Origin of the sequence: Zobellella iuensis (assembly GCF_016746085.1) — a bacterium.
Classification (GTDB): Bacteria; Pseudomonadota; Gammaproteobacteria; order Enterobacterales; family Aeromonadaceae; genus Oceanimonas; species Oceanimonas iuensis.
This window is the reverse complement of record NZ_JAERTZ010000014.1, coordinates 45,540-56,513: the sequence shown is the minus strand read 5'-3', so window position 1 is coordinate 56,513 and position 10,974 is coordinate 45,540. Positions and strand designations below refer to the sequence as shown.

The following is a 10,974-nucleotide window of genomic DNA, read 5'->3' as shown; positions in this document are numbered from 1 at the left end:
GCACGGATGGAACATTACCACTACTCGCTCGGCGATCTGCTGGCCATCATGGCGGCATTGCGGGACCCGGAAACCGGCTGTCCCTGGGATCTGAAACAGGACTTCGCCAGCATAGTGCCCTACACCCTGGAAGAGGCCTATGAAGTGGCCGACACCATAGAGCGGGGCGCGCTGGCGGAGCTGCCCGGGGAGCTGGGCGACCTGCTGTTCCAGGTGGTGTTCTATGCCCGCCTGGGGGAAGAGCGCTCCCTGTTCAACTTCGGCGACGTGGTGCAGTCCATCAGCCACAAGCTGGTGGCGCGCCATCCCCATGTATTCGGCAACGCCGACTTCGACAGTGAAGAACAGGTCAAGGCCAACTGGGAAAACACCAAGGCCGAGGAACGCCTGGCCAAGGACGCCGCGGCCACCAGCGCCCTGGACGACATTCCCCGCAGCCTGCCGGCGCTGTCCCGGGCCAACAAAATCCAGAAGCGCTGCGCCGCGGTCGGCTTCGACTGGCGCGAACTGCCGCCGGTGGTGGACAAGATCCGCGAAGAGCTGGACGAGGTCATGGCCGAGCTGGACGAGCCGGAGCGGGATCAGGACAGGGTGGCGGACGAGCTCGGAGATCTGCTGTTCGCCTGCGTCAACCTGGTGCGCCACCTCAAGCAGGATCCGGAGGCGGTGCTGCGCCGGGCCAACGACAAGTTCGAGCGCCGTTTCCGGGCGGTGGAGCAGGCGCTGCAGGCCGACGGCAAGGACAGCCGGGCCTGCAGCCTGGAAGAGCTGGACGGCTACTGGAACCGGGTAAAGGCGCGGGAATCCTGAGCCGCCGATGCGGATGAAAACAAAAACGCCACCCCTGCGGGTGGCGTTTTGCTATCGGCGGACTGGCGGGATCAGTTGTCCCTGATCCAGTGATCCATGTCGGTCTTCAGGTTGTCGGAGCGGGTGCCGAAGATGGCCTGTACCCCGGAGCCGGCCACCACCACCCCGGCGGCGCCCAGTTTCTTCAGTTGGGCCTGGTCCACCTGGGCCACGTCCTTCACGCCCACCCGCAGCCGGGTGATGCAGGCATCCAGGCTGGCGATATTGCCCTTGCCGCCGAAGGCGGTGACCAGTTGCTCGGCCATTTCGGAACCGCCCTGCTTGGCGCCTTCCTCGCTGGCCTCTTCCCGGCCCGGGGTTTTCAGGTCCAGCTTGACGATGGCGACCCGGAACAGGGTGTAGTAGAGGGCGCCGTAGGCCAGGCCCAGGATGGGGAACATCCAGCCCTTGGTGGACTGGGAGAAGAACACCACGAAGTCGATGAAGCCGTGGGAGAAGGTCATGCCGTGCTTCATGCCCAGCACTATGGTCAGCACATAGGCGGAGCCGGCCAGCAGGGCGTGGATGGCGTAGAGCACCGGCGCCACGAACATGAAGGCGAACTCGATGGGCTCGGTGATGCCGGTGAGGAAGGAGGTCAGGGCGGCGGAGAGCATGATGCCGCCCACCTTGGCGCGGTTTTCCGGCTTGGCGGAGTGCCAGATGGCGATGGCGGCGGCGGGCAGGCCGTACATCTTGAACATGTAGCCACCGGCCATGTTGCCGGCGCTGGGGTCACCGGCGATATAGCGGGCGATCTCGCCGCGGAACACTTCACCGGCGGCGTTGGTGTAGCTGCCGGCCTCGAAGAAGAAGGGCACGTTCCAGATGTGGTGCAGGCCGAAGGGGATCAGCGCCCGCTCCACCACGCCGTAGATGCCAAAGGCCAGGGCCGGGTTTTGGTAGGCGGCCCAGTCGGAGAAGCTGTTGATGGCGCTGCCGATGGGCGGCCAGATAAAGGACAGGGCCACGCCGGTGAAGATGGCGGTGACGCCGGTGATGATGGGCACGAAGCGCTTGCCCGCGAAGAAGCCCAGGTAGTCGGGCAACTGAATGCGGTAGAAGCGGTTGAACAGGTAGGCGGCGATGCCGCCGGCGATGATGCCGCCGAGCACACCGGTGTCGGTCAGCTGCTTGATCAGGGTGGCGTCGGCGACCGGATCCAGGCCGGTGACGATGGGGCCCATGACGCCGATGGCGGCGGTCAGCACGAAGTAACCGACCACGGCGGCCAGGGCGGCGACGCCGTCGTTGTTGGTGAAGCCCAGGGCGACACCGATGGCGAAGATCAGCGCCAGGTTACCGAAGATGGCGCCGCCGGCCTGGGCCATCAGCATGGACACGAGATGGGGCAGCCAACTGAAATCGGCGGCGCCGATGCCGAGTAATAAACCGGCAACGGGTAGCACCGATACCGGCAGCATCAGTGATTTACCTACTTTTTGCAGGTTGGAAAAGGCGTTTTTAAACATAAAAAACACTCCGGGTAAAAGGAAATAAAGGATTTTCAGGTAGTATAGAAGCTTGTTGTGCTTATATTGATTGAATCGATTCAGCTTGTGCAAGTTGGAGTTTTAAAAGGGGGACCGAGTGCGCATTTCCCCGGCGTTTATCGATAACAATGCAACAGTTTCTTACAAAATGTTACACAGGGCTCAACCTTTGCCGCACTGCGCCGATAGATAGGCCAGGAGGATGACCGATGAAGCTTATATCCTGTTTTTTACTGTTTTGCTGCAGCCTGCAGGCCTTGGCCCAGGAGCAGGCCGAGCCTGCCGGCACTTCTGCGGCGGAGGAACTCAGGGCCGTCCCCCTCTATGAAGAACATGAGCTGATCCATTGGATCAACAACAACCGTCATCTGCAGCAGGTGCGGGACAGGGACAGCTGCCAGCTGGTGCAGGATATCGAGGCCAGGGCGGAAGTGCTGCGGCTGCCGTCCTACCAGTTTCTGTGGGGGGACATGCTGGCCTGGGGGGTCTGTGTCCCCAGACAGCCGCGGCGGGGCATGGCGATGATCTGGAAGTCGGCGGAGCAGGGCCTGCCGGCGGCGTTGGAGCAGTTGGGGCGTTATTATTACAACGGTACCCTGGTGCAGCAGAACCGGGAGCGAGCCGCCCCCCTGATGCAGGAGGCGGCCAGCCTCGGCTTTGAAAAAGCCCAGTTCACCTGGGCCCGCTGGCTGCTGGAAGGGGCCGGCAGCCCGCTGGACTACCCCCAGGCCTACCTGTGGCTGAAGCAGATAGTCACCGCCGATCCGGCCCAGCACCGGGAGGCGGAGCGATTGAGCAAGGGGCTGGCTGCCCGCATGCCCCCCCACAAGGTCAAGGAGCTGAACCACCAGCTGCTGTTCTGAGTCCCCGCCGGGGCCTGTGCTTGTCAGCGCGGACATTTCATGTCACCTTAGTGTGCACTAATGTGTATCATGTATATATATTCGCCCCTGCCCAGGATACCCGCTGAATGAAGCTGACCACCTATACCGATTTCGGACTGAGAGCCATGATGTACCTGGCCACCCTGCCCAAGGGGGAGCTGACCAGCGTCGCCCATGTTTCTCATCTGTACGATGTGTCCCGCAACCATATGGTCAAGGTGGTCAACCAGCTGGCGCGGGAAGGCTATATCCATGCGGTACGGGGCAAGAACGGCGGCATCCGGCTGGCCCGGGCGCCGGAAGACATCAATATCGGCCAGGTGATCCGTACCCTGGAACACAACCTCAAGGGCATCGACTGCGGCAGCCCGGCCTGTTACCTGGTACCGGCCTGTCGACTGAAGGATGCGCTCAAGCTGGCGATGGAAGCCTTCTTGCGCGTCATGGAAAGTTATACCCTGGCCGATCTGGTGGGTAACCGGGACGAACTGATGGTCATCTTCAACCAGCTCGAACCTCAGGCCGTCAAAGCCTAGGGGCGATAGTAGTGAGGTAGTACCCGGGCCAGTTTCACCATATTGTTTTCCACTTCCAGTATTTCTATGGGGTAACCCGCCAGCCGCAGGCCGATGTTGGCCTGGGGGATCTCTTCCAGGTATTCCAGGATCAAGCCGTTGAGGGAGCGGGGGCCGTCGGTGGGCAGCTTCCAGCCCAGCTCTTTGTTGATGTCCCGGATACTGGCCGAGCCCTCGATCAGGTAGGAGCCGTCCTCCTGGGGCTTGATTTCGTCACTCAGGGTCGGGCTGATGGTGGTGGTGAAATCGCCGACGATCTCCTCCAGGATATCGTCCAGGGTGACCAGGCCCTGGATGTCGCCGTATTCATCCACGATCAGGCCGATGCGCTCCTTGTTGCGCTGGAACTTGAGCAACTGCACGTTGAGCGGGGTGGCTTCGGGAATGTAGTAGATTTCGCGTACCGCCCGCATCAGGCTGGACTTGCTGAACTCCTCCTTGGCCAGCAGGCGCAGGGCGTCCCGGGCGTGGATAAAACCCAGGGCATCGTCGATATTGTCCCGGTACAGCAGCACCTTGGTATGGGGGCTCTGCAACAGCCGCCGGCTGATGGTTTTCCAGTCCTGGGTCACGTCGATGCCGTAAATTTCGTTGCGCGGCACCATGATATCGTCCACCGTCACCTTTTCCAGATCCAGGATGGACACCAGCATGTCCTGGTGTCGGCGCGGGATCAGAGCACCGGCTTCGTTGACTATGGTGCGCAGCTCTTCCGAGCTGATGGCGGTATCTTCCCGGTTGTGCGGGTTGATACGGAACAGCGACAGCAGGCCGTTGGAGATGGCGTTGATGGTCCATACCGCCGGATAGAGCAGTACCATCAGCGGTTTGAGGATAAAGGAGGCGGGAAAGGCGACCCGCTCCGGATACAGTGCCGCCAGGGTCTTGGGGGTCACCTCGGCGAAGATCAGCACCACTATGGTCAGGGCGATGGTGGCCACGGCCACACCGTAGTCGCCGAACAGGCGGATGGCGATCAGGGTGGCGATGGCGGAGGCGAGGATATTGACCAGGTTGTTGCCGATCAGGATCAGGCCTATCAGCCGATCGGGGCGAGAGAGCAGTTTATCCACCCGGGTGGCCGATTTATGTCGATTTTGCACCAGATGCCGCAGCCGATAGCGGTTGAGTGACATCATGCCGGTTTCAGAGCTGGAGAAAAAGGCGGAGATACAGAGTAAGGCTATCAGGATACCGGTAAGGGTACCCGTGGATATGTCGTCCAAGCAGACCGTCCTGTGGTGAAAAAGCTGATCAATTTCTAAGGGTTTGAGCGGGCGGTGTCAAGTCGAGGCTAACCCAGCAGGACTTCCCGCACGAAGCGGCTGCCGAAATAAGCCAGGGTGAGCAATATGCTGCCGGCCACGCTGGTCCAGATCACCTTGCGTCCGCGCCAGCCCAGGCGGTGGTGGCCCCACAGCAGGCCCACATAGACGCACCAGGCCAGAATGGTGAGAATGGCCTTGTGGGCCTTGCCGGGGCTGAACATTTCCTGCAGGAAGAACAGCCCGCTGGAGATGGACAGGGTCAGCAACACCACGCCGACGAAGATCAGCCGGAACAGGTAACGTTCTATGGTCATCAGCGGCGGCATCGCCGGCAGGTTGGTGAGTTTGTGTTTTTTCAGCCGGTTGTCGAGGAAACCCAGCAAGATGGCCAACAGGCAGGCGATCACCAGCAGGGAATAGGACATCAGCCCCAGGCCGATATGCAGCAACACCGCCGGGCGGGTCTCCAGATACATGCCGTAGTAGCTGGGCAGCAGGTAATCGGTGGCCAGCAGCAGGCCGGCAAAACCATACACCACCGGCATCAGCAGCCAGACGTTGAAGCGGCTGACCAGTATCGTCATCAGCAGGCAGATGATCAGGCTGACGATGGAAGCCACGTTGAGCATGCTCAGGTTCTGACCGGGCACCATCACCACGGTATCGAACAGCCAGAGCCCATGGAGGGCGAGCGCAAAGAGGGCCGCCAGCAAACCGTAGCGGCGCCCCTGGTTCTGGGGGTTGAGCAGATTATGTACACAGGCGAAGGCCGCCAACAGGTAAAATGCCATCGCCAAAACAGCAAGCAATTCCATAATGAAGGTAAGCCATTAACCGGTAAAATAAAGAAGAACGGCCAGTATACCCTCAAGGCAAGTCATATCGCTACCTGCGGTCGCTTAAGTTCGGCCGGCAACTTGGGTATACTGGTCGCAATTTTCGCCAATTGCGGACCTACTCATGTTTGAAAATCTCACCGAACGGTTGTCGCGCACGCTGAAAAACATCAGTGGCCGCGGTCGCCTGACCGAAGAAAACATCAAAGAGACCCTGCGCGAAGTGCGTATGGCGCTGTTGGAGGCCGACGTGGCCCTGCCGGTGGTGCGGGAGTTCGTCAACCGGGTCAAGGAACGGGCGGTGGGCCAGGAAGTATCCAAGTCCCTGAGCCCGGGCCAGTCCTTTATCAAGATAGTCAACGCCGAGCTGGTGGCGGTCATGGGCGAGGCCAACGAGGCGCTCGACCTGGCGGTTGCACCGCCGGCGGTGATCCTGATGGCGGGTCTGCAGGGCGCCGGTAAAACCACCTCGGTGGGCAAGCTGGCCAAGTTCCTGAAAGAGCGTTATAAAAAGAAGGTGCTGGTGGTCAGTGCCGACGTCTACCGCCCGGCGGCGATCAAGCAGCTCGAAACCCTGGCGGCGGATCTGGAAGTGGAGTGCTTCCCCAGCAATATCCAGCAGAAGCCGGTGGATATCGGCCGCAACGCCGTGGATTACGCCCGCAAGAAATTCTTCGACGTGGTGCTGGTGGATACCGCCGGCCGTTTGCATGTCGATGAACAGATGATGGGGGAGATCCAGGCGCTGCACGCGGCTATAGACCCTATCGAAACCCTGTTCGTGGTCGATGCCATGACCGGTCAGGACGCGGCCAATACCGCCAAGGCGTTCAGCGAGGCGCTGCCGCTGACCGGGGTGATCCTGACCAAGGCGGACGGTGACGCCCGGGGCGGGGCCGCCCTGTCGGTGCGGCACATCACCGGCAAGCCGATCAAGTTTATCGGCGTCGGCGAAAAGACCGATGCCCTGGAGCCCTTCCACCCGGATCGGGTGGCGTCGCGCATCCTCGGCATGGGCGATGTGCTGTCGCTGATCGACCAGATGGAGCGCTCGGTCGACAAGGGCAAGGCCGCCGAAATGGCCCAGAAGCTGAAAAAGGGCAAGGGCTTCGATCTGGAGGATTTCCGCGACCAGTTGGTGCAGATGCGCAACATGGGCGGCATGATGAGCCTGATGGACAAGCTGCCGGGCATGAACCAGCTGCCGGACAACGTCAAGGATCAGGTCAACGACAAGCTGACGGTACGGATGGAGGCCATCATCAATTCCATGACGCCGAAAGAGCGCCGCCATCCGGATCTGATCAAGGGAGCGCGCAAGCGCCGCATCGCCCTGGGTTCAGGTACCGATGTGCAGGAGGTGAACAAGCTGCTCAAGCAGTTCACCCAGATGCAGAAGATGATGAAGAAAATGTCCGGCAAGGGCGGCATGCGCAAGATGATGAGCCAGATGCAGGGCATGATGGGCCCGGGCGGGCTGGGTGGCGGCCGGCGCGGCCCGTTCTGACGGCGAAGCCGGTAACGGGGGCGCGGGGACTGTCCGCGGTCCCGGTCGTGTCCGCCCGCCTTGCTTGCATTCTCGCCGGATCGGAGTACAATTATGCGGCTTATTTTAAGCCAGGGTTCGCATTGTCTGCGGACCTTGTTTGTTTCAAGTAAATAGAGGACGGTATGGTAACCATTCGTTTACAACGTGGTGGCGCGAAAAAGCGTCCGTTCTACCAAGTAGTTGTTGCTGACAGCCGCTACGCTCGCGATGGTCGTTTCATCGAGCGCGTTGGCTTCTTCAACCCGATCGCCACCGGTCAGGCAGAAAAACTGCGCCTGGACCTGGAGCGTATCAACCACTGGGTAGGCCAGGGTGCTAACGTGTCTGATCGCGTAGCCAAATTGATCAAAGACGCAGCCAAAGCAGCGGCCTAAGTCTTTACGGGTAGGGAGTTAAGGTGAGCGAACCGGTAGTAGTAGGCCAACTGGGCGCCGTTTACGGCATTAAAGGTTGGTTGAAGGTCAACTCCTTTACCGACCAGCCAGAAGGCATTTTCGATTATCAACCCTGGTTGATAAAAGACGGCAGCGGCTGGCGTGAAATCCAGGTAACTGGATGGAAACGTCATAACAAAAGCCTGATCTGCAAGCTGGCCGACATCGACCAGCGGGAACAGGCCCAGGTGCTGACCGGTGCCGACATCGCGGTGAGTGCGGAAGTCTTTCCTGCGCTGCCGGATGACGAATTCTATTGGCGCGATCTGATCGGCTGTCGGGTGAAAAACACCAAAGGCTATGACTTCGGCCTGGTGGCTCAACTGATGGAAACCGGTTCAAACGACGTGCTGGTAGTAAAAGCCAATGCCAACGATGCATTTGGTCAAAGAGAACGGCTGATCCCGTTTTTGGAAGATCAGGTGATCAAGTCCGTGAATCTTCAGGACAGCGTCATCGAAGTAGATTGGGATCCGGATTTTTAATTCCAGTCGAACCGCACGGAGAAAATCATGTGGATAGGGGTGGTTAGCCTCTTCCCGGAGATGTTCCGGGCAGTGTCCGACTATGGCGTAACCGGTAGGGCCGTGACAGATGGCCTGCTGACATTTGAATGCTGGAATCCGCGGGATTTCGCCCGGGATAAACACCGCACTGTCGATGACAGACCCTACGGGGGCGGGCCCGGCATGCTGATGATGGTTCAGCCCCTGCGTGACGCCATTGCGGCGGCGCGGGCGGCGGCGGGCGAGGGGGCCAGGGTGATTTACCTGTCTCCCCAGGGCCGCAAGCTGGATCAGCAAGGCGTAACCGAACTGGCCAGGCAGGAGAAACTGATCCTGGTGGCCGGGCGTTACGAAGGAGTGGATGAGCGCGTCATCCAGGCCGATGTCGACGAAGAGTGGTCGGTCGGGGATTACGTGCTCAGTGGCGGCGAATTGCCGGCCATGGTACTGATCGATGCGGTGGCCCGTCTGGTGCCCGGCGTATTGGGTGACATGGCGAGTGCGGAGCAGGATTCCTTCAGTGAAGGCTTGCTGGATCATCCTCACTACACACGTCCGGAGCAACTGGCGGGAATGGCCGTTCCCAAAGTGTTGCTGAGTGGCAACCACGCCGACGTGGCGCGCTGGAGAATGCAGCAGTCATTGGGCCGGACCTGGTTAAGAAGGCCGGAACTCTTGAATAACCTAGCTCTGACTGACGAGCAAGAGCAGCTTCTTGCCGAATTTGTCCGCGATTGCAGTGACAAGCAGTAGAGTTTTCAGTTTACCCTAGGTAAGGAAATATCATGAGCAACATCATTAAGCAGCTTGAAGACGAACAATTGCGCAGCGATATCCCCGACTTCGGTCCGGGCGACACCGTGCGTGTACAGGTACGCGTTGCCGAAGGTGGCAAAGAGCGTCTGCAGGCTTACGAAGGCGTGGTCATCGCCAAGCGTAACCGTGGTCTGCACTCTTCTTTCACCGTGCGCAAAATCTCCAACGGTGAAGGCGTTGAGCGTACCTTCCAGACTCACAGCCCGCTGATCGGCAGCGTGGAAGTGAAGCGCCGCGGTGCCGTGCGTCGCGCCAAGCTTTACTATCTGCGTGACCGTGCCGGTAAGTCTGCTCGTATCAAAGAGCGTCTTACCGCCAAGAACGGCAAGTAAGCCAAGCCGGTTCGGCTGTCGAAAAAAGCCCGCAATTGCGGGCTTTTTGATTAGTATCCTTTCCCGCACCTGCTCTGCCGTCCGGGCTGCCCGGGTAGCAGAATAGTGGTCGGTACCAGGCTTTCCCTGATCCCACCAGTCTTTCAATGCCTATTACCCTTTGGGGCCTTGGCCACCGCTCTGGCGGCTGAACGTAGAACATCCGGTTACAGCATAAAGTGGCGGGCCAGCAGGGCGGCGGTGAAACCGGTTTTGAGGTAAAAGCCGCGTGGCAGTGTCATGATCGGCTGCCCCTGCCGGCCAACCGCTTCGGTGAGGGCCCGGCCGTTGGCGGCCTTGGGTCTGAGTTGCAGCACCTGGCCGTGGCGAGCGGTAACCTCCCGCACCCGGCCCAGGCTTATCAGCTCCATGATTTCTTCCCAATCCTGACGCAACAATCGTTCCTCTTCTTCATCTGGCTCCCATAGCAGGGGCTGGCCGATGATCCTGTCACCGGGGGCGACACCGCGTTCTCCCAACACCGGTATCCACAGCACCCGGGACAGCTTGTTACGTACATTGCTGTATTCCCAGCGCAGGCCGGCGATATCGATCAGTGGTGCCACGCAGACAAAGGTGGTTTCCAGCGGTTTGCCGTTGCTGTCGATGGGGAGGGTTTTCAGCTCGACACCCAGTTCGGGAAAATCCTGCTCCGGCTTGGAGCCAGCCGAAGCACCCAGTGCCAGTTCCAGCAGTTGCCCTATCCAGCCTTTGTCCCGGCGCAGATGGGGGGGAACCTCGATCGCCAGGCGCTGGGCCAGTTCGCCCAGGGACAGGCCGGCCAGTTGCTCGGCCCGCGCGACCAGGGCGTCGATGGAGGAAGGGCGGGATACGGAATTGTTCAAAATTTAATCGCTCTCCGGGGCTGGGGCTGCTTGTGGTATCTAGGCTGATTATTTTTTTAAGTTTATGATTTTTAAAGTAATTATGTTTTGCCTTTGGTATTTTTTAGCGTAGGGAGATGATATACCGGTTTTACCTGAGTATAAACATGCTGTTGCACAGCCTTATCCACAGAAATACTGGATAACTGGCCGGGAAGCCACAGGATCGATTTTTACGGCCCGTATAAAGTCAAAAAACAGGATTTTTTCCCTGTCGTTAACCTCTGCTTTACCCGGGGTCTGTGGATAAGTTGCCGGTGATTGATCTTTGAGCTATCAGACTTATTAACACAGCCGCTGTGGTGACTCGAGCTGTGCAAAGATCCAGGAAGATCCCTTTTTTTGAATTTAATCATTTGATTTTGTTGCTTTTTATCTTTGGTGTGTCGATGTTTTTCGCCGTGATGAAAATCACTTCTCGTTGATGATCAATAAGCTATACAACCTTTACCACAAGTTTATCCACATGATTTGGGGGAAAATGATCGCCGCACGATCCTTTTTCTGTT

12 protein-coding genes are annotated in these 10,974 nt (G+C 59.3%); 8 read left to right on the top strand and 4 right to left on the bottom strand.

Annotated features, from left to right (window positions below; genetic code table 11):
- Positions 1-6: 6 nt before the first annotated feature.
- Positions 7-810: a nucleoside triphosphate pyrophosphohydrolase gene (gene mazG / locus JKV55_RS05980; protein ID WP_202083202.1), complete on the top strand. Its 804-nt coding sequence runs from the start codon at positions 7-9 to the stop codon at positions 808-810.
- A gap of 71 nt (positions 811-881) precedes the next feature.
- Here mazG and ptsG read toward each other — a convergent pair whose 3' ends face one another.
- Entirely contained in the window at positions 882-2,321 is a 1,440-nt protein-coding gene (ptsG, locus tag JKV55_RS05975) for a PTS glucose transporter subunit IIBC (protein ID WP_202083200.1), read from the bottom strand.
- 230 nt (positions 2,322-2,551) lie between these two features.
- Here ptsG and JKV55_RS05970 point away from each other — a divergent pair, with 230 nt between their 5' ends.
- Complete coding sequence (locus JKV55_RS05970) at positions 2,552-3,205, top strand: tetratricopeptide repeat protein (protein WP_202083198.1); 654 nt, start codon at positions 2,552-2,554, stop codon at positions 3,203-3,205.
- A gap of 107 nt (positions 3,206-3,312) precedes the next feature.
- Positions 3,313-3,762 carry a nitric oxide-sensing transcriptional repressor NsrR gene (gene nsrR, locus JKV55_RS05965; RefSeq protein ID WP_202083196.1) on the top strand — a complete coding sequence of 150 codons (450 nt, stop codon included), beginning with the start codon at positions 3,313-3,315 and terminating at the stop codon, positions 3,760-3,762.
- Here nsrR and JKV55_RS05960 read toward each other — a convergent pair.
- Together JKV55_RS05960 and JKV55_RS05955 are read right to left on the bottom strand one after the other, a co-directional pair.
- The gene (locus JKV55_RS05960; protein ID WP_202083194.1) at positions 3,759-5,027 is read right to left on the bottom strand and encodes an HlyC/CorC family transporter; all 1,269 of its coding nucleotides are present in this window, start codon (positions 5,025-5,027) and stop codon (positions 3,759-3,761) included. The genes nsrR and JKV55_RS05960 overlap by 4 nt on opposite strands.
- 68 nt (positions 5,028-5,095) lie before the next feature.
- On the bottom strand, positions 5,096-5,884 hold the full coding sequence (locus tag JKV55_RS05955; protein WP_202083189.1) for a cytochrome C assembly family protein: 789 nt from the start codon (positions 5,882-5,884) through the stop codon (positions 5,096-5,098).
- Positions 5,885-6,029: 145 nt separating this feature from the next.
- Here JKV55_RS05955 and ffh point away from each other — a divergent pair, with 145 nt between their 5' ends.
- From ffh to rplS, 5 genes are all read left to right on the top strand, one after another.
- Positions 6,030-7,412: a signal recognition particle protein gene (gene ffh / locus JKV55_RS05950; protein WP_202083180.1), complete on the top strand. Its 1,383-nt coding sequence runs from the start codon at positions 6,030-6,032 to the stop codon at positions 7,410-7,412.
- Positions 7,413-7,576: 164 nt separating this feature from the next.
- A complete protein-coding gene (gene rpsP / locus JKV55_RS05945; protein WP_202083178.1) occupies positions 7,577-7,828 on the top strand; it encodes a 30S ribosomal protein S16 in 252 nt (83 codons plus the stop codon).
- A gap of 23 nt (positions 7,829-7,851) precedes the next feature.
- Complete coding sequence (rimM, locus tag JKV55_RS05940; protein WP_202083176.1) at positions 7,852-8,373, top strand: ribosome maturation factor RimM; 522 nt, start codon at positions 7,852-7,854, stop codon at positions 8,371-8,373.
- A gap of 27 nt (positions 8,374-8,400) precedes the next feature.
- Positions 8,401-9,147 (top strand): tRNA (guanosine(37)-N1)-methyltransferase TrmD, encoded by a 747-nt coding sequence (gene trmD, locus JKV55_RS05935; protein ID WP_202083174.1) that lies wholly within the window; start codon positions 8,401-8,403, stop codon positions 9,145-9,147.
- 32 nt (positions 9,148-9,179) lie between these two features.
- Complete coding sequence (gene rplS / locus JKV55_RS05930; protein ID WP_202083172.1) at positions 9,180-9,542, top strand: 50S ribosomal protein L19; 363 nt, start codon at positions 9,180-9,182, stop codon at positions 9,540-9,542.
- Positions 9,543-9,748: 206 nt separating this feature from the next.
- Here rplS and mutH read toward each other — a convergent pair whose 3' ends face one another.
- The gene (mutH, locus tag JKV55_RS05925; RefSeq protein WP_202083170.1) at positions 9,749-10,426 is read right to left on the bottom strand and encodes a DNA mismatch repair endonuclease MutH; all 678 of its coding nucleotides are present in this window, start codon (positions 10,424-10,426) and stop codon (positions 9,749-9,751) included.
- Positions 10,427-10,974 lie beyond the last annotated feature (548 nt).